This window comes from Nitrosomonas sp. sh817 (genome assembly GCF_030908545.1).
Classification (GTDB): Bacteria; Pseudomonadota; Gammaproteobacteria; order Burkholderiales; family Nitrosomonadaceae; genus Nitrosomonas.
Genome location: NZ_CP133083.1, coordinates 2,336,954 through 2,355,952 on the forward strand (window position 1 = coordinate 2,336,954; position 18,999 = coordinate 2,355,952).

Here is an 18,999-nt window from a genome sequence, read left to right on the forward strand (position 1 = left end):
TGCACACTCACAAGGTTCGGCCTTCCTTAAGCAACTCTTTGGTGACACCCTGAATCAAGTCGTGTTGAAGTATCTGGGTACGATTCATGCGGATCGCTTGAATCGCGGCGTAACGCACCGCATTGGTGATGGCCCCGCCGGATAGCTCGTATCGTTCCGCCAGTTTTACTAAATCCACATCGTCGGACAGTAGTCCGCGATCCGCAAACATTCCTTGCCATAAGCGCAAGCGTTGATCGGCATCCGGCATGGCGAAATGTATCGAAGCCTGAAATCGCCGGGCAAAAGCTTCATCGATGTTTGCCTTCAGATTGGTCGCCAGAATCACGACACCGGGATAGTCTTCAACCCGTTGCAGCAAATACGACACTTCCTGATTGGCATAGCGATCATTGGAATTATTGGTCTGCGTCCTCTTGCCGAATAATGCATCCGCTTCGTCAAAAAACAAAATCCAGTTTTTATTGAGCGCTTGATCGAAAACATTGGCAAGGTTCTTTTCCGTTTCACCGACATACTTCGATACCACCATCGATAAATCAATGCGGTAGACATCAACGCCGATACTGAGTCCAATTAATGTCGCGGTCAAGGTTTTTCCGGTGCCTGGCGGTCCGTAAAACAGCACCCGGTACCCCGGTTTGATATTTCTTTCCAGTTTCCATTGTTGCAAAATCGTTTGCGAATGCCGCAGCCAGGTATTGATATTTTCCACGTCATCCATCACTTCGGGATTCAATACCAGGTCATCCCATGTCAAGAAAGTCGTAATCAACTTTGCCGGAAAATGAACGCCGTAATCGGGTTTATCGCAGCGGCCGAGCGTCACCCGGTTCAGGCACTCGGCGGTTATCATCAACATGGCGCTTAAGAAAGGTTCTCCGCTGGCATTGTGCTCGACTCTGATCATCTGCTGCTTCGACAGGAAATGATCCGGCTGAAACAGATTCATCACTTCAAAGCGCCTCGCCAGCTCTTCGCCGGCAAGGATAAACACAGCGGTTTCACACGTCGGTAAGAAACCGCTATGCCCTTTTCCCTTCCATCCGCCAAATTCGGTAAAGCCGCGGGCTGTCTCTTGATTGTTCAGCAAGAACGTATCCAGCACATGCGGTTGAATATGCGGCAACACTGCCAGAATCAACACCAGGCGTTCATCAAAGCCCATGTTGTAAGCCTGTATCAATTGGGCATACTCGGAAGAATCGGCGCTGACATCCGGCGGCGCAATCTCGCGAATATCCGCAGTGGCGGTTTCCCTGCAAAAATATATATCGCAACGCGCCGCGAGCACCGCCTTAAACCAGGCGATCTCTTTCTCTAAAGTAACTGCATTTGCATGACTTTTCATCATACTGTCTGGTCTTTCAGGGTAAAAAAACAGATCACGATGCTTTAACGCCAGGTTACATGAACCGCGCGTTCCATCCAAGCGTGCTTGATCACCGAAAAACTCCACGGCAAGCTGTCCAGCAACATATCAAATACACCCGGCTCAACCGTTAAATACCATAACCCGTCTTCTTTTAACTGCAATACGCCTTTACGCTGCAGAAAGGTTTCGCGTAACCCGCTGATGGAAGTATTGCCGACGGTTTTCCAATTTTGAATCATGCCGCGCAGCAAGCCTTCAATCGTTTCCTGTTCACGGTTGTTGATTTCAATTCCCCGGCAAATCGGAATGCCGGTAGTGATACCGCATAAAATCTTATTAAGCGTCAATTGATATTCCGGTGACTGCGATTGTCCGTTCACCAGAAATTGCAACAAATGTGCTGCCCGCTCGGCGGCTTGCCGGTCAACGAATACGCCGTCGTCGACCAATTCCAGCAGCGTGAACAACCGCGGCAGATATGGCGCGGCCAATACCATTCCGGCATTATCGATGAAGATCTCTTCGTAGATATCACCGTATCGCGATGTTTTCATAAGAGAATCCCAGTTAACCGGCGGCGATGCTTGATGCGCCGATAACTCTGCGGCGGCGCCCCCTACCTCTTGCCGCTGTATCCCGCCGGATTCCTCGTGAAATCCCGGAGTTGCGGCAGATTGCGAAATCATGTGCTGCAACATCGCGTGCAACGCACCGTAGGCTTTGATCTGTTCCAGTTTCTCGTGCCAGGCTAGAAGTACTTGCTCCGGTGCCGTGCCATCCGATACCGCACGCGCCAGTGCGCGGAGATAAGTTGCCGGCTCGAATGCCTGATCTTCTTGCATCAGGCAGCCGGCAATTGCGGCCCGCTGCAGCCGGTATCGCCACTGCGCCTGATTCCGCGTTACTTCCAGATCCGCTACCTCGTGCAGTTCGGCGCCATGCGACAGCAAGCTTTCAACGATCCGCGCCGCCTGCGGTTGCAGCCAATAAATGATTTCGAGTACCAATGCCGGCGGTAATTTACCGGCCAGTTCATCCAGTTCCATGCTGCTTAGCAGCTCCCGCAGCCGTTGCCGCAATTCCGTAACACGCATGCCGGTCACGCTCGGCCGTCCGGTTTCTTGCAGCAGCCCGGCCTGTTGCAGTCCGCTCAATAGCTTTCGATAAGCTGCGGCATACACCGCTTCAAGCTGCCGCTCCGGTGCGCTGTCCGTTAATGCTGTTTGCGGCGGGTCTGCTTTGCGTGGCTTGGCTGCTTCCGCTTCCGCCATGGCGGCTTGCGTATCGCCCGGGGTTTCTTTACTCTCGGTGCCGCCGCTATCGGCGTCCCGCTGCACCGCTGTTGCAATCGCCTCTACGTCAATTTCACGGTTCTGCAGCATCGCTTCCAGCACCTTCCGGTAGTAGGCGCGCTGATCGGTTATGCCGGTTATCCGCACCGCCCGCTGGTCGATGCTTTGCAGAAAAAGCTGATGATCGGCATCTGAAGTAGCCGTTTCAGTCTGCAACAATCCTTCGATCAGGCTGCGCAAGTCTTCCACGCGCAGATGCGCTGCTGTCAAATCGTAGCGGCCGCGGCGTAAATCCTGATAGAAATGCTGCAGTTGTTGCGGGTGCTTGATCGATAGTTGCTGCAGATGTTGCCGCAATGGCTGTTGCGCCGCATCAGCCGCGCCGGTCAGGAGCTGCTGTTGCAATAGCCAGGCGGTTTCGTCTTCCGCTGGCTCATCAATCCGGTGCGTTACGCTGCTTCCTTTGGCCGTTTGCCGTCCGGGAACATTCGCAATCGACAATTGCAGTTGCATGACCAATGTGCCGTAGGATTTGGCGCGCTGCAGCGCCGCCAGCCAGGCGCGCAATATTTCCCTCGGGCTTGCTGCATCCGATATGCCGCGGGCCAGCGCATGCAGATAACCCATCGGCTCAAATGCCGCACCGGGTTGCGCCGGCCAGTAGGCCAAACTGGCCATCCACAATTTCCGTTGCCACTCCGTACGACTCAGTTCACCGCCTTGTTGCTTCAGCTTGTACAGTTTGCCGCTGTAACTCAGCAAGTTTTCCAGCAGCAACGCCGCTTGTTCCGACAACACAAAGTGGATGTCTCGCAGCACGCGGTCCGGCAGCTTGATCACTTCGTCTCTCACAGCCGCTGCGCTGAGCCACTGCTGCAATTGCCGCCTGAACACTTCCGGTTCCTGATCCGCCCATTTGAGGATCGGCTCCCCTATCTGTCCCATCCCGCGCAACGCTTCCATTATCCGCGCCAGCGGCGTCTTCCGGTCCAGAGCTGCCCGCCGTGTTGATCGCAACTCACCGGAAAGCGCAGCCGGCTGAGTTTCAGCCGCTGGCATCATCTTGTCAGCGTGACTGGATGCTGCGGTTGGAACCGGCAATACCGGATTCCGGGTAACTTGGGACAAGTCATCGATCGTTTGCAACATCGCGTGCAACGCACCGTAGGCTTTGATCTGTTCCAGTTTCTCGTGCCAGGCTAGAAGTACTTGCTCCGGTGCCGTGCCATCCGATACCGCACGCGCCAGTGCGCGGAGATAAGTTGCCGGCTCGAATGCCTGATCTTCTTGCATCAGGCAGCCGGCAATTGCGGCCCGCTGCAGCCGGTATCGCCACTGCGCCTGATTCCGCGTTACTTCCAGATCCGCTACCTCGTGCAGTTCGGCGCCATGCGACAGCAAGCTTTCAACGATCCGCGCCGCCTGCGGTTGCAGCCAATAAATGATTTCGAGTACCAATGCCGGCGGTAATTTACCGGCCAGTTCATCCAGTTCCATGCTGCTTAGCAGCTCCCGCAGCCGTTGCCGCAATTCCGTAACACGCATGCCGGTCACGCTCGGCCGTCCGGTTTCTTGCAGCAGCCCGGCCTGTTGCAGTCCGCTCAATAGCTTTCGATAAGCTGCGGCATACACCGCTTCAAGCTGCCGCTCCGGTGCGCTGTCCGTTAATGCTGTTTGCGGCGGGTCTGCTTTGCGTGGCTTGGCTGCTTCCGCTTCCGCCATGGCGGCTTGCGTATCGCCCGGGGTTTCTTTACTCTCGGTGCCGCCGCTATCGGCGTCCCGCTGCACCGCTGTTGCAATCGCCTCTACGTCAATTTCACGGTTCTGCAGCATCGCTTCCAGCACCTTCCGGTAGTAGGCGCGCTGATCGGTTATGCCGGTTATCCGCACCGCCCGCTGGTCGATGCTTTGCAGAAAAAGCTGATGATCGGCATCTGAAGTAGCCGTTTCAGTCTGCAACAATCCTTCGATCAGGCTGCGCAAGTCTTCCACGCGCAGATGCGCTGCTGTCAAATCGTAGCGGCCGCGGCGTAAATCCTGATAGAAATGCTGCAGTTGTTGCGGGTGCTTGATCGATAGTTGCTGCAGATGTTGCCGCAATGGCTGTTGCGCCGCATCAGCCGCGCCGGTCAGGAGCTGCTGTTGCAATAGCCAGGCGGTTTCGTCTTCCGCTGGCTCATCAATCCGGTGCGTTACGCTGCTTCCTTTGGCCGTTTGCCGTCCGGGAACATTCGCAATCGACAATTGCAGTTGCATGACCAATGTGCCGTAGGATTTGGCGCGCTGCAGCGCCGCCAGCCAGGCGCGCAATATTTCCCTCGGGCTTGCTGCATCCGATATGCCGCGGGCCAGCGCATGCAGATAACCCATCGGCTCAAATGCCGCACCGGGTTGCGCCGGCCAGTAGGCCAAACTGGCCATCCACAATTTCCGTTGCCACTCCGTACGACTCAGTTCACCGCCTTGTTGCTTCAGCTTGTACAGTTTGCCGCTGTAACTCAGCAAGTTTTCCAGCAGCAACGCCGCTTGTTCCGACAACACAAAGTGGATGTCTCGCAGCACGCGGTCCGGCAGCTTGATCACTTCGTCTCTCACAGCCGCTGCGCTGAGCCACTGCTGCAATTGCCGCCTGAACACTTCCGGTTCCTGATCCGCCCATTTGAGGATCGGCTCCCCTATCTGTCCCATCCCGCGCAACGCTTCCATTATCCGCGCCAGCGGCGTCTTCCGGTCCAGAGCTGCCCGCCGCGCGGACTGATTGCGAGTGACTGCGATATCATGATGTCCCGCACCAGGCTTCCGTCCGGAAATACCCGCGTAGAGTTTTTGCAATGCATCACTCAAAACACGATCAATCTTTCCGGATTTTTCCCATTGAATCGCCGTTGCCGCCAGCTGCTTCACTAACTGGCGCGGCTCTTGCCACGGTTGCCGGATCGCATTTTGATGGATCAACTGGTGTAATAACGCTTGCGGATGATCGGGCAGCCGGTTGGCTGACAATAGAAACTCGAATACATGGGTCCACGCCGCGGCCGATTCTTCAGCAGGTGAATACTGCAGATCGCCTCGCTCGACAAGCGCTTGCCGGTAAACCTTGATAAAATCAGCGAGCATGCCGACATGCATCGGGGTCATGTGGGATAACAGATTTTCCAAATGCTGCCGGGGAAACTGCGAAATCAGACGTTTCACAGCGATTGTCCGTTCGTCCGTTGATAAACGTTTCAACAGTGTAACCAATAGCCCTCCGGCAGGCCCGGATTGCAACAGGCGTTGCAGCATAGTTTCATGCGCCAGCCGATTTGCACCATTGATGTGCCAGGGTAAAGCGCCGGTTAGCAAGAAATCCCGCAATCGTTCCAGATCCGACTGCAATTGGCTGATACGCTGTAAAGGCAACAGAGCCGAGGCTGCCGCCGCGGAATCAGGGGTTTTATTTTGTTGCGCCTGCAAACACTCGCTCAGTTTTTCCCGCAAGCGCTGCATCAGCACATCGTAAAAATTGTCTTCGGGAATATCGCCCAGATCGAGTTCCAGCCGATCCATGCGCCATACCACGCCGGTTTCGTCAAATTCGAGAAGCACGCTATCGATAACCGGCAGTAACCGGGTGGTTAACCAGACATTCATATCCGCTTCGAACGTCTGTGCAATGGCCATGGAATCAAAAGAACAATCAAAAATAAGCGCTTCAATGCAATGCGCCGCCGGCTTATCGCTAAATCCAGCACGCATGGTCATTTTCCTTTCTATTTTTTACCAGGAAAGCGATGAGTCTTTTGGACGCATTATTGAGCCGTTTGAGACCCGGCTGATCCGGATCGGTTTGCCGCATGCAGTCAAGCCATATCCGGTAACGCTGCTCGAAATCTTGCATATAAACAAAATCCAGCCAGTAAAACTGCGGAAAAATATGCGCCGGCAGATTGCTGCGCACGGTTTCTTCCGCGAACTTCCTGAATGCCGGATTCGAGAAGCGCGCCGTCCAGGATGGAAAAATCACACTGACCCGGAAATCGAAAGAAGAACCGGAACCGGAACCGGGAACGGGAGCGGTATCCGGTTGATCCTGTCCTCGCGGCCGCAGTAAAACATGCTCCAGCAAATGAAAGCCTTCACAGGCGATATTGAGTTGCGTCAACGCATGGCTGAACGTATAAGCATAACGGATGGCTTCATCCCGGCTGTCCTTGATCTCCAGTGGCCAAAGGCGCGCCGATTGCGCGGTTTTTAGACATACCAAGGTTTGACCGCCCGAATTGACTAACCGGTAATTGCGCAATTCGGTTCCTTCTTTGAATACGCTATCGCTGAGCGGCGGTAATAAAGCCGGAACCGAAAGGCCGGCGAATCTTCCTGCTTCCGCAACGATAGATTCCGCCGATTGTTCCATTTCTTCGGAAAGAAAATTGACCGCTTGCGCCATCACCCGATCGGGAATCAGGCGGCTGTTTCTGGCCAGTAACACTTCGGTGATGGCGGGCATGCTGCGATATTGTGTCAGTCCCAGCAGAATATTGATACGTTGATGAGCGCCGGCAATATTTTCAATTGCCGCCTGACCGGCCACCCGTACCGCAGGTTCCGAATAGTTGAAACCCAACCCCCGGTCGCGTGTAATTTCCCGGATACACTTCAGAAAATTGATCTTATTATGAATAATCCATTCTTCTGGATTCTCTCGCCAGTAACAGTCGAATTGCAGCAGCAACTTTTGCGGATATTCTTCGCCATGCATCGCCAATAATGTATCCAGCAGCCGGTTTCTTCGCTCAGCGTAGCCATCGTAGCGCGCCAAAACGGCGGATAGCAAAGTCCGGCTGCACGCTTTTCCACCCGCATAAAGTTGCTCGATGCCGGGAATATTTTGATCATCCAGAAATTGAGAAAAATAGGATTGGCCAAGCTCCGGGTCTAGTGAAAACAATCGCGGCAATTCCTGCAGATTCTGCAAATAGTCCGCCATGAGCTGTTCAAAGGGAAACAAATAGGCTTTTAGCTGCTTCGCCCGTGCTTTCACTGCAAGGGGTTTGGACTGCGGAATGCCATAGCGGTTAATCCCATAAATCGCCGGAAAGTGATGCTGGATCGAATAATATTCTTGCAGAGGCCGCTGCTGTCCCTTGGGCAGCGGAATCAATTGCGCAAACGATACGCGGTTATTCCTGAAAGCGTAGTATTCAAAAATTAACTTGCGGAGTTCCAGCCGCGTTTCTTCGAGCAATTCGACATCCTGAGCGCCGCCACCGGAAGATCCAAAACCGGAAATACTGCGGCCGGTTTGCCGTTGACTAGCCGTTTGCGGAAGAACCAGCTTCAGCACCTGCTTCGGATTGGCCGATTTGGGGAAGCATAAATCCGGAAAAACATACCGGGAAGAATCGTAGAAAATACTGGTGTGTTTTTTATTGTCCAGATCGATCAAATACAGTTCATGGACTTGAACGACTCCCTCGATTTGTTTCACCAAGTTGATTAAATCAATCACACCCAGTACTTGTTGCGATCCCTCAAAACAACGATCGCTGATATGCCCGTGACTGGTCAGAGGGCCGCAAAAAATCCGCTCGTAATCACCCGTCCGGCTGAGAACCGATTCATAGCGGTCGATCTGTATGCCGGAAGAAATACAGTGCGCGCATTTAAGAAAAATTTCGGCATAAATCTTAGCCCGGTTGTAAGACGGCTGAATCTCCACCTCTCCCGCCAGGAAAAAAGGCATGCTATGAATGATTTCGATACGTTGAATATCTTCGCAGAGATTGCGATGTTGCAAAAATACCGTACGTATTTTTTGTTTAATCGCGGCTTCATCAGGCGCCGCAATGGCGTTATCCGGTAATTCAATTTGCGTGAATAAGCCGTTTCCGATCCCCTGCAGCAATTCATCCAGCTTGTTCAATGCGCGTTCAAACTTTGACAGCGGAATCATCAGTGCCGTCAGCCAATCATTTTTCGCTGGCTTACGCTTTACTGGACCCGGCTGTAAAAACGCCAAAGCATTCTTCAGCGTTTCATTCAGTTTGGCATAACCGAATACCGCGTGCATTTTCAGCAGGATCTCGTCGAAACGGACAGCCAAATCGGCGCTGACTAAAGAATCAATCATCACCGACCAGAGGTTATCGATCCGGCTCCAAATGCTATCGATGCAGGACAAAATTCGATCGAGCTGACGCAACATCTCGTTCAGCTGGTTGACGAATTGCGCGGATTCCTGGCTTGCCGGGGTGCAATCATTCACCGTATCCCGTCCACGTTGCACAGTTTCCAGCCAGGCATCCAAATATTCACCGAGTTGATCGAATTGGCTGCGCACCCGATCCGATGCCCGGCGGATCGGCTCAAGTTTTGCCGGAAATTCCTTTAGCCGGCTATCATCCTGTTTCGGTTTTTCCGTTCCACTTTGCAGATGCGTTTCATCCAGCTTCACAAAAACCGAATAAAGCCCCTTCGGAGCGGAAGCTTCCCCGGCAACATAGGGTTCCAGCCAAACATAATCGATTTCGGGAATCGCATCGTATAATAATTTTTGATAGTCGGTTTCTGTAACGGCCGCGCTGGGAAAAACTGCTTCCGGAGAAAATAATGCATGCCGGGCGTAATCGATCTTATTGTTCTGATCGATCAAATAATCCGGCACTTCAAATCCGGTCCGATACGCTAAATCCGTCAAGCCGTAGCAAAGATGTTCCAGGATGGTAACGCCCGGATCGTGCGTATTGAAGTCAGTCCAGATTTTTCCGCTGAGTTCCTGAACGCTGCCGATCGCTTCTTTTCTTAACGTATCAAAATCAAGACCATCCGGATCAATTCTAATCCGCGGTATTTGATCAGACGTTGACATAGCCGGTTGATACCGCGGTTGAATGCTGATTACCTTGACGTCCGATCTGCAAGTTCAGATCTTCCAGCAATTTGTGAACGCGATGATAAGGCAGGTTCCCCAGGGCCTTGAGCGAAAGCGAGAGTTCCGCTTCGGTAAAATTAAATGGTTGCCGCTCCTGCGGAGAAGCACCGGATGCAAATAATTGATTGGCTTGCTGGTTTAATTTACCGATCAATTCAAAAACTGATTTAAAAGGACATTCCGCGAGCGCTTCCAATAACACATTGCCTTCTTCCAGATTCAAACTGATAATGAATGTGCGTCCGGTCATCTTACTTGTCCGTTGTTTGCTGCCGTTTGCGGATGACCTGCGGATAAACCGATTCGGGTTCTTTCTCACTTCCATACATCAGCGGATCATGCCAAAGCCGGGTCATATGATAGTTGACCCAAATTTTATCTCCATACGCCGCCTCGACCCGCAGTTGCAACTTATATTCGAAGTTCTCGGTGTTTTCGCCGTTCTGCCAGCGCAATTCAAGGCGGTTACATTTGGCCCCGTAATGGGATTGATGATAGGTAATATGACCCTTGGTATTATAGGTATTCAGCGCAAACGCGTGCATCAGCGCAAACTTGCCGTCGGCATCCTTGCCGCCGACACCCGCAACCACTTCAAACGCCTGACAGCCCGTCAGCATTTCGGTGATATCGTGCCAGTTGCCATCAGCGGGAACGGCAAATTCTCCGCGCTGCCCAACCCGGCCATGAGACGCAATCGTTCCGGCAACATCGAGTTCAAATCGCGGCGCCGCGGTATTAATTCCGACGCCCATTTTGGCCGCGCTTGCGGATCCGGAATCCGCGGGGTCGATGCTGCGTAAAGTCAATACGTGAGGGTTGCTCGGATTGCCAAAACTTAAATTCGCGGTTGCCTTATCAATCCCGACAAACCACATAGAACTAAGCGTCGACATATTTTGATAAAAACTCATCAGCTTTCCATCTCCTAATTGCGAGACTTTAAGCCCGTCTTCCACGGTTTTTTCGAACCCGTCGTCAATCAGATTCAACGTTGAATCAATGAGATCGGCGAATGCGACTTCCGATGGCATTCTTCCGTTCTTGAATTTGGCTTCTAGTGTTTTTCTATCTTTTCGCGCCATTTTTCATCAGAAATAATAAAAGTGCTGCCAATCTCCAATTCCCCGATTCCGGTTATTTCCGGTTCGATCAAATCGAAGCGGTCATCCATTTCGATAAAATGCTGCTTAATCGGCGCCGCGATGCTCCAGGGATAAATTGGAGCGACATCGCCGGAATCTATGTCATCCCCTGTTTGCGCCGCGCTATCGAACAACTCGAAATAACCTTCGCCCTTGGGTGCGATCCGCAAGATCGATAAGTTGGTCACGCGGTCGATGTAATCCATATTCTGAATAAAAGATTCGATATCGTGCTTGCTGATGCGCCAGCCAAAATGATGGGTATTGCCAATCGCATCATTCCAGGGCGACAGAAAACCGGAAATCGCCGCATTCAATTGATTCAAATGCAAACCCGCCAGGAGCGGATTTTTCAGCTTGACCGTGCACCTCACCTGGATCACTTCATAAACCGGGTTACAAACATGGATCGCCACGAACGGCGTGGTGAGCCGACTGATGTAATCCTGTATGTCATTGATCAATTGCCCGCTTAAGAACGGCCGTTGCGTCGTTATTTCATCATGCGACAGATACGGCACTCCGACTATCATCAAATGACCGGGAGAAAATTGCTGCGCGGACACAAAATCGGGAGCCATGCTGGGAAAGCATTTTACCTTATGGATCTGCGGAAATTGTTCCAGTATCAGCAATTCGTAATCCGCCGACAGCAACGCACGTTTCTTATGTTTCAGGCGTTCGCTGATACGCACGCGCAATTGATCGCGATCTTCAACCGGCTCGCCGCCGAACGATGCCTGGATTTGCCCGATGCTCCCGATACCGGGAATTGATTTGCGGGCACGCGTTACCGAACCGGGCGGCAATCGGATCAAGTTGCTTTGAGTGCCCTGATCCGATTGCCTGCTGGCTTTTATCGCTTGCGCATGGATCGCATAGAGACTACAGAAATTTTCCAGCTCATGCTCAGCGGACACTCGCAGCCAGGATAATCCGGCCGGCAGCACCGTATTCTCCTGCGTAATATCCGCCGGGATATGCAACGTGACGATTCCGGACTTCATAAACCGTTGGGTGGAGTCCGATAATATCTCCTTCGCGCTTAATGGCAGCCATTGGTTATCGGCCATGTAGAACCAGCGCAACTCTTTCAGATAAGTATCCTTAATCGGCAAGGAATTCTCGCGCAAATGAAAATACAGCGTGATCGCGCCGCCATCGGTCAATCCCTGCAATCCAATCAACAAATTGCCTGAATAGGCATAGTGCGGTAGTAAAAAAATGCTTCGATCCGTGTTAATCATTGCATTTTTCCAGCCCAGCGGATGCAAATGAATGATTTTCTCTTGCATCGCCGGGATACAGTTTGCTTCTTCCCTGCCCACGATGATTTTCGATGCCGCTTTGTAGTTCGCAAAAATCGACACGATCATCGGTGTATAGGGAGGATTCGGCATTTTTTTCAGAAACTGGCTATGCTTCTGTTTGGCGTTGAACGTCAATACCTCCGTCAATACCTGCGGATACTCACGATGACCGAAAGCCTGCGCTGGCGCGATCAGTGTAAACTTAAAAAAACCTTTTTGGGCGGACGGCGAATAATTGTACGGACTTCCAGAGCTGCGGTACTCCACAGGACTCCAGTTGGAAATGATGGAACGGCATGATAGCTGGCGATGTTCGTTGATTTCACTGCCGCCGTCCAAGCCGGTATTGATTTCAAATAACGAGCTGACGTTAGCCGATCCGGCATTTTCGGGCAACCATTTGCCATTGGCCAGAACTGTGGCGCTTACCAGGAAATCAGTATTTCCGGATAACTCGTAACCTTGATAGTAGGATCTAAACCCGCCGAGTGTGGCGGGAACACCTCCCCATTGAAGCGTGATACTAAAGTCGGATAAGTGTTTACCGGCCGTTTCCGGACACCCGGCAACCAAATACGAACCGGTTTCCGGGATCGGGCCGAAAGGTGCAAACGGCGTCAACGGCGACAATTGTCCGATATTATTGAAAAGTTGCAGGGTTCTGCAACCCTCGACTTCGACCCCGATTTCAACCGACGATATTTCCAGTCTGGAAAAAATCCCATACGGATACAAATAGCTCCGGGGATTTAATAGAAAATGGATAACGGGTAACCCGGTATCAAAATCCGTTCCGTGAACATCGGAACTGACCGCGGCAATTCCTGGAAAACTCTCCGGCAGCAACAAGGTTATGCGCAAACTATTGGATTGCTGGCGCGGGTCGATTCCTAAGTAACAAGGCGAATATTCCGGTACTTCCTGCCACCCGGCTTGAGTGGATAAGCTGATTACAAAAACATCCTTAAACGCTTTAAAAAAAGCTTGCTGTTCTTGAATATGCGTCAAGGTTTCAGTGCAACCGCCGCCAGAGTGCATGGCTTCAGCAATTTTTTGAAGCCATTGCTCAAAAGTCAGTCCGTTATTCCTGAAACAAATTTCAACCGTTACCGTCCGCTTCCCTTCTTTCAATAGCAACACCTTGCTGGCGAATGCAAAACCGATATCCGCTTGCTGCGTCAGCACATTCTCTTCGCCTTCTCTGGTTGCTCCGAACAATGGGTAAGCGGTCATCTGTCCCTGACCGGCGGCATTCGTCCCTAGCGGCAACGGAATACTTTGCAGCCAGCATCCGGTTGCCAGTTGTCTCGCGGATTCATCGGATCGGCCATCCAATCCGGTTTTTTCCAGTAAATTATTTTCTGGAAAATTCATCGCATCCCTTTTAAAGAACAGCGTATAAATCGAGTTTACGACTGCATCATTAATTGCGACATCAGCGGTGGACGCGTAAACAATATCCCGGTTCTCTTCATCCGATCTCGCAAGAAATTCGGTTCCCCGTGGAATCAGAGCATTAAAATTCTTTTTATTGGGCGCGATTACCAGATAAACATAATCCGGGGAAAAATCACGCCGCTGAACTTTGAGCACCTGATCATAGTAAAAATCAACATAATTCAACGTGAACCGGTTTAATTTTTTTTGCAGTTTCTGGAATAGCTGCAAAAAAGCAAACAGCAAACCGACCGCAGGATCATGATCGCCGCTGCGCAAAGCGGATGAAAGCAGTTCGGCCGCATTACTTTGCACCATTTCAATGGCCTTCACAAATGCATAATGACTCGACCGGATTGTTGCAACATCGGTTATCTCGACGATGCCGGTTTCACGATGCGTTCGCGGCTTTTCCTCAGCGGATAACACCAAGTCAATTAAATCTGTGGAAAAAACTTGTTGCTGTTCGCAACCTTCCAGATATCCGGCTAAATATTGCCAAAGCACATCGACATCTTTCCTCAGTCCGGTGATCACACTTTCCAGAATCTTGCGTAGCTCTATCCCAACTTGGTTATGCGGCGTTGCCAATTTCTGCAACCACTGATCCAGCAAATGCAGCGCGGTATAGGCTGCCATCACATGCCGGCTGACTTCTTTGCCGGCTAACGGCTGCAGCGCCTGAATTACCGGATTGTCAGCACTTTCCGCGCTTGACTCAGCCGCTCCGGCCGCTGTCAATTTCTTCAAATCGACCGCCAGCATTGTCGCGATGACGACGGTTTCATCCACTGAGAAAAATTGCTTCCAGGTTCCGGAAATCCGGTGCTCCAGGTTAAAAAAATTCATTGCCTGCGCATAATCCGCCAGCAAAGCCAACAGTGTATGAAACTGCATTTCCGAAACATTAAAATAATCTTGCTGCAAAGCCGGCAATCGTCTGTTTTGCTGACTCCGGCCGTCGCTAATGTGCAGTTGATCAATTAATGAATCATTGAGCGATTTCATCCCGTTTACCCGAATAAATTACAATTCAACGTTGGTTCCTTCCGTGAAATAAAACGGATATACAATGTTATGGCGGTTATTGGTTGCCCGTACGATATAAGAAATGTTTATTTTTATCAGTCCATTCAAGATATCGTTTGCATTATCCGATTCGACGGTGATCGTTTCCACGATGACTCGCGGTTCGAAAAACAGAATGGCGCGCCTAACCAGATCGATCATCACCGTTACCGCGGTTTCATTGATTTCTTCAAATATCTGCGTTTTCAAACCGCAACCGTAGGTTGGTTGCATCACCCGCTCTCCGGGGTTGGTCGATAATAAAATATACAAACTTTCCCGGATATCCTCTTCAGCGGAAACAGGCTTCACCGTTCCATGGATCTGAAACTCGGGAGGAAATCCCCAACCGGTTCCGAGAAAGGATTTGTCGGCAGTCATGGCGAATCTGGCTCCGGTTCTAACCGCCAATCATCACGGTCGGCAAACCGACCACGATCGCACCGCCGTGTGCGGTGGTATCGCCGATCCTGGCTGCCGGCTTGTTACCGATCATGACGGTAGCCGAACCTTTCACAATCGTATCGGGCGGCCCGACACACACGCACATATCCCCCACGACCGCAGCCGGCAGGTTTCCAATCAACACATTGGGAACACAGGGTCCGCTGATCGGACCGCCAACATGCGGAATCGGGGGAACACCGGGGGTTTGCATCGGACAGGTATGCATATCGGTAATTCTGGCAGCTGGCGGCATGATTCTGATACTCCTTTGTCAACCGGTAAATTTTAGATCGCCGTGCGCGGTGTCAGTTAATCATGACAATACCGCCTTTAACAGTGGTTTGCCCGCTGGCGGACAATTCGGCAGTCGCATTGCCTTTGGCGCTGAAGCCGACGTTGGCCTGATGATTGACATTTAAACCTTGGCACTTGATATCCGCTTGCGCCGTTGCTTCGATGTTGCCGACGGCATCTATGGTCACTTTGCCTTTGGCGCTGATCTTAATATCTTTAGGGCTGTCGATCACGATGCCGCTGGAATTGAGCTCAATTTTGTTGGAATTCTGGTCTTGCAGCAGAATCGACTTTTGATCGTCGTTGATGACAATCTTGTTATTGGCAGGAGTAATCAGCGTGATGACTTTCTTCTCGTCGTCGAACTCCAGCTTCAGCTTGCTTCTTGTCACCACGGCCTTGATGTAATTGTCGGCAGTCAACTCGTACGGCGGTTTGTGGTTGCTGCTGTACATACTCCCTAAAATTACCGGGTGCGAAGGATCGTTATTGAAATAGCCCAGCACCACTTCATCGCCGATTTCCGGGATAAAAAACTCGCCAAAACCATTCGAACCATAATAATTCGCCAGACGTGCCCACACGCCTTCGGTATCCGGCTGCATCACCGGAACCGATACCTGGATCTTGTATTGCCCGTCCGGATCCGCATCCAGCTTTTTCACCACCCCGATGTGCAAGCCGTTGACCCCCGGCGTCAACCCCGAAGCGAGCGGCGCTTCGGTTTTATACTGCTCGGTAAACCATAACGGCGACAAGCCGAACTCGATCTCCGTGACCCAATTACCTTGCTTGATATCATGTTTGACAGCCGTCACCAACACATTGCCGTTGAAACGATTACCCACACCTTTCAATTCGATCAACTCGCCGGTTTTCGCTTTGGCGCTGCCCTGAAACGACGCGTAACCCCGGATCCGCGCCAAAGCCGATTTTACTTGCTGTCCCTTAACCCAGCCGGTTAATGCCGAATCGTCGAGCGGCACCGGCGATTGCAAGCGGAAATTATTGGCCGCGATCACGCCGGCCAGATCACTGCCTGTCAGATTTCCTTGGCTGGTCAGATTGTCCGGAGCGGCTTGAGCTTCTTGTACTGCCTGATCCGTTAAACTCCATGCCGCGCCTTTAACTTCCGAATATTGCGCCGCCGCATCAATGTCTGCGGCAAATGCCATCAGATCGATCCCGTAAGTCAGCGTCAATACCGGTTCACCACTCACTTGCGGGGCCTTAACGCTGACTTTGGCTTCATCGATTGTCACCAGGAATCCATTGACTTCGGCTCTAGCGAGCAAATAATCCCAGTCCGTGCAGTAATACTGCACCAATTCCTTAAAACTGGCAGTGGTGGCGGTCACGTCGGACGACAATCCGCTATAGGATCCGATGATTTTGCTGAGGATATCGCTGTCTTTCGAATCGACATAGTTGGCATTCTTGCGCCCCACTGTCATGGCAACCGCTTTATCTTTACATTGCACAATCAGCCGGGAAAAGTTATCGCCGTCCATTTTGATGCCATGCTTGATGACGATACCTTTAAAAACCGTGGCGGTTTGATTGGCGTAGCCGGCATTGATAGTAATTTCCGCACCGGGTTTGAAATCGTCGGCGTTGCTTACGGGAAAATCATTATTCGGCATATCGCCATCCAGCAGGATAATCCTGGCATGCGGAATTTTGTTCACCGCGTAAAAAATTTCGATGGATACGATTTGAATGGAGTCGGCGATCGCAGCGCCGTTACTTTGAATGGTTACCGAGACCACCCCGGTGCTGCTCATCAATGGAGAATCTGCCATAATCAGCCTCCACTCAATGGCGGAAATTGAAGCTTAATCCCGGGCTTTAGATCACGAAAATTTGTCAGGTTGTTGATCTTGGCGACTTGCGGATAGTAACCGCAGTCCTGATAAATGCGATAACAAAGCAGCGGCAGAGTGTCACCGGCTTTGACTTCTATCAGATGCGTCAAATCCGGCGATTCGGTCGCGGCTTCTTTGGAGATTTCCTCGCTGCTTTGATATTCGACAAATGTCAGTGTAACTCTTGCTCTGAGCGGAACGCCACTCGGTTTGAACAAGGTATAATCCAGTTTCAGGGTTTCCACCCGCCCGTAAAACAGCAATTCGCCCCATTTCACTTGCACAATCGGCGCTTCGTGCTTACTGCCTTGATAGTTGTAAACGACGTCTTTCAATAAGTCGACCTGATCCTTGATCGGCACCGGATCGCTGATCACATCCAGCGGATTGGCACGCACCGCGCCGGTAGCATCCAATATCAATTCCTTGAGCGAGAATTTCTCCGGATGACTGATATCGTACTTGGTTTCCGTACCCGGTTGACCCAGCACCCGGTTTTTCGAATAACTTAACCGGAGCGTATGCTCATAACCCGCAGGATTGATCATCGCTTCAAATTTTTGCCTGGAACCGTCGACACTGATCTTGCCGTTATTGACCACGCACGGCGAAATCGTCAGCAGTGTTTTCGTGCCGCTTAGCAGCATTTAGCGGTCTTCCTTCCGCTGCAGAGAATCATGAATCATGCGCCGGCACTCCGACAGGATATCTTCCTTGAGTTCCCGGTATTCCTCCGGCAGCTCCGGATCCTCCAGCTTGGTTCTCTGGACAATGTTCGATTTGATCAGCAATTGCTTAATTTCAATAGACATCTTCTTATTCTGACGCGCTAAATGATGCGGGATGAAGCGGTATAGCTCAGCACGATTTTCTCGATCGCCACTTCGTTTTTGGTCGACCCGAAACTTTCCACTTCCCACTTTAAGGGATAAGCCGAGTCAAAAGACCAGCCACGGATCGGTACTTTATCTTCATTCATCAGGTACACCAGCACCGGCAAGGGCTTAATCACCAAATTCAGACCGGACTCGAGCGTCGTTTTACACCATATCACCAGTGGTGAATCTAAAGCGGCAATCCCCCGCTTCAACGATAAATTCGAGTGTTTGGTGCCTTTCGGCAATTGCCGGACAAACCGATTCTCTCCGCCTTCGATTACCGTTTCGACATCCATCTCAATATCGATCCCGGAAACTTCCTGAAACGAAGTATCAACCGTTAAGCCAGCGGGCGGTCCGATAACAACCTTGAAATAAAAAGCAGATGGCGGATAAGGACTGCCCGACAGTGACAAATTCATCGAACCGCTCATCTGCTTTCTGGATCTTGCGATTAGCTGTTGGCGATCGTCAGGCCTTCATGCACAATTTCAATGGATTCGATCGCCACTTCGTTACCTTCGGATTTCAGATCAGTACCGGTAATTTTTGTCGGCCAGGCATTCGTCAATGTCCAAACCATCGTCGCTTTACCGCCTTCATCGAGCAGGCTGATCGTGACCGGCAAACGCTTGATCGTGTTCATCTTGATTTGTTTAAACCAGTCCCAGAACTTGTTGTCACCTTTAAAGATGCCTTTCTTCATGGTGATATTGCCAAATTTTTTCATGCCCGGCATCTTAATGACTGAAAATTCCGGGCTATCGCCATGACGGTATTTAATTTCTTCGGATTGGATATCCAATCCGCTGACTTCCTGAAACCGCATCACTTGCGAATCCCATTTAACCTGAAAATAGAATTTCGGCATGGGCCAAACTGTAGTCGATTGAGCTGATCCATCATCTGCCATGATTTACTCCTGCTTATTTTATTGATTAAGAAATAAATGTCGTGTTCGTCAACTGCATTAGT

The 18,999-nt window shown here is 51.2% G+C and carries 13 protein-coding genes; all 13 read right to left on the reverse strand.

The genetic code is table 11. The features are described 5' to 3' along the window. Positions 1-7: 7 nt before the first annotated feature. From RBH92_RS11030 to RBH92_RS11090, 13 genes are read right to left on the reverse strand one after another with little or no spacing between them, the layout of a single operon-like run. Positions 8-1,354 (reverse strand): ATP-binding protein, encoded by a 1,347-nt coding sequence (locus RBH92_RS11030; protein WP_307932105.1) that lies wholly within the window; start codon positions 1,352-1,354, stop codon positions 8-10. Positions 1,355-1,395: 41 nt separating this feature from the next. Then, a complete protein-coding gene (locus tag RBH92_RS11035; protein ID WP_307932106.1) occupies positions 1,396-6,405 on the reverse strand; it encodes a contractile injection system tape measure protein in 5,010 nt (1,669 codons plus the stop codon). Continuing rightward, on the reverse strand, positions 6,389-9,517 hold the full coding sequence (locus tag RBH92_RS11040; RefSeq protein WP_307932107.1) for a hypothetical protein: 3,129 nt from the start codon (positions 9,515-9,517) through the stop codon (positions 6,389-6,391). The genes RBH92_RS11035 and RBH92_RS11040 overlap by 17 nt, the downstream gene beginning before the upstream one ends. Then, positions 9,504-9,830 carry a hypothetical protein gene (locus RBH92_RS11045; RefSeq protein WP_307932108.1) on the reverse strand — a complete coding sequence of 109 codons (327 nt, stop codon included), beginning with the start codon at positions 9,828-9,830 and terminating at the stop codon, positions 9,504-9,506. The genes RBH92_RS11040 and RBH92_RS11045 overlap by 14 nt, the downstream gene beginning before the upstream one ends. 1 nt (position 9,831) lies before the next feature. Further along, the gene (locus RBH92_RS11050) at positions 9,832-10,665 is read right to left on the reverse strand and encodes a hypothetical protein (protein WP_292924249.1); all 834 of its coding nucleotides are present in this window, start codon (positions 10,663-10,665) and stop codon (positions 9,832-9,834) included. After that, positions 10,638-14,480 (reverse strand): baseplate J/gp47 family protein, encoded by a 3,843-nt coding sequence (locus RBH92_RS11055; RefSeq protein WP_307932109.1) that lies wholly within the window; start codon positions 14,478-14,480, stop codon positions 10,638-10,640. Before RBH92_RS11055 ends, RBH92_RS11050 begins: the two co-directional genes overlap by 28 nt. Before the next feature lie 18 nt (positions 14,481-14,498). Then, the gene (locus RBH92_RS11060) at positions 14,499-14,921 is read right to left on the reverse strand and encodes a GPW/gp25 family protein (protein ID WP_307932110.1); all 423 of its coding nucleotides are present in this window, start codon (positions 14,919-14,921) and stop codon (positions 14,499-14,501) included. A gap of 19 nt (positions 14,922-14,940) precedes the next feature. After that, positions 14,941-15,240, reverse strand: a complete 300-nt coding sequence (locus tag RBH92_RS11065) for a PAAR domain-containing protein (protein ID WP_292924252.1) — start codon at positions 15,238-15,240, stop codon at positions 14,941-14,943. A 52-nt stretch (positions 15,241-15,292) separates the two neighbouring features. Next, positions 15,293-17,083 (reverse strand): type VI secretion system tip protein VgrG, encoded by a 1,791-nt coding sequence (gene vgrG / locus RBH92_RS11070; protein ID WP_307932111.1) that lies wholly within the window; start codon positions 17,081-17,083, stop codon positions 15,293-15,295. A gap of 2 nt (positions 17,084-17,085) precedes the next feature. Then, complete coding sequence (locus tag RBH92_RS11075; protein WP_307932112.1) at positions 17,086-17,793, reverse strand: CIS tube protein; 708 nt, start codon at positions 17,791-17,793, stop codon at positions 17,086-17,088. Continuing rightward, positions 17,794-17,958, reverse strand: a complete 165-nt coding sequence (locus RBH92_RS11080; protein WP_307932113.1) for a DUF5908 family protein — start codon at positions 17,956-17,958, stop codon at positions 17,794-17,796. Positions 17,959-17,975: 17 nt separating this feature from the next. After that, positions 17,976-18,446 (reverse strand): phage tail protein, encoded by a 471-nt coding sequence (locus RBH92_RS11085; protein WP_307932114.1) that lies wholly within the window; start codon positions 18,444-18,446, stop codon positions 17,976-17,978. A 32-nt stretch (positions 18,447-18,478) separates the two neighbouring features. Next, positions 18,479-18,937, reverse strand: a complete 459-nt coding sequence (locus RBH92_RS11090; RefSeq protein ID WP_292924259.1) for a phage tail protein — start codon at positions 18,935-18,937, stop codon at positions 18,479-18,481. Between the last annotated feature and the right edge of the window lie 62 nt (positions 18,938-18,999).

Bases quoted from the DNA above. Each gene is read 5' to 3' on its own strand.
- vgrG (WP_307932111.1), bottom strand. From the start codon at position 17,083: ATGGCAGATTCTCCATTGATGAGCAGCACCGGGGTGGTCTCGGTAACC.
- RBH92_RS11090 (WP_292924259.1), bottom strand. From the start codon at position 18,937: ATGGCAGATGATGGATCAGCTCAATCGACTACAGTTTGGCCCATGCCG.
- RBH92_RS11050 (WP_292924249.1), bottom strand. From the start codon at position 10,665: ATGGCGCGAAAAGATAGAAAAACACTAGAAGCCAAATTCAAGAACGGA.
- RBH92_RS11065 (WP_292924252.1), bottom strand. From the start codon at position 15,240: ATGCCGCCAGCTGCCAGAATTACCGATATGCATACCTGTCCGATGCAA.
- RBH92_RS11045 (WP_307932108.1), bottom strand. From the start codon at position 9,830: ATGACCGGACGCACATTCATTATCAGTTTGAATCTGGAAGAAGGCAAT.
- RBH92_RS11040 (WP_307932107.1), bottom strand. From the start codon at position 9,517: ATGTCAACGTCTGATCAAATACCGCGGATTAGAATTGATCCGGATGGT.
- RBH92_RS11035 (WP_307932106.1), bottom strand. From the start codon at position 6,405: ATGCGTGCTGGATTTAGCGATAAGCCGGCGGCGCATTGCATTGAAGCG.
- RBH92_RS11055 (WP_307932109.1), bottom strand. From the start codon at position 14,480: ATGAAATCGCTCAATGATTCATTAATTGATCAACTGCACATTAGCGAC.
- RBH92_RS11080 (WP_307932113.1), bottom strand. From the start codon at position 17,958: ATGTCTATTGAAATTAAGCAATTGCTGATCAAATCGAACATTGTCCAG.
- RBH92_RS11075 (WP_307932112.1), bottom strand. From the start codon at position 17,793: ATGCTGCTAAGCGGCACGAAAACACTGCTGACGATTTCGCCGTGCGTG.
- RBH92_RS11085 (WP_307932114.1), bottom strand. From the start codon at position 18,446: ATGAATTTGTCACTGTCGGGCAGTCCTTATCCGCCATCTGCTTTTTAT.
- RBH92_RS11030 (WP_307932105.1), bottom strand. From the start codon at position 1,354: ATGATGAAAAGTCATGCAAATGCAGTTACTTTAGAGAAAGAGATCGCC.
- RBH92_RS11060 (WP_307932110.1), bottom strand. From the start codon at position 14,921: ATGACTGCCGACAAATCCTTTCTCGGAACCGGTTGGGGATTTCCTCCC.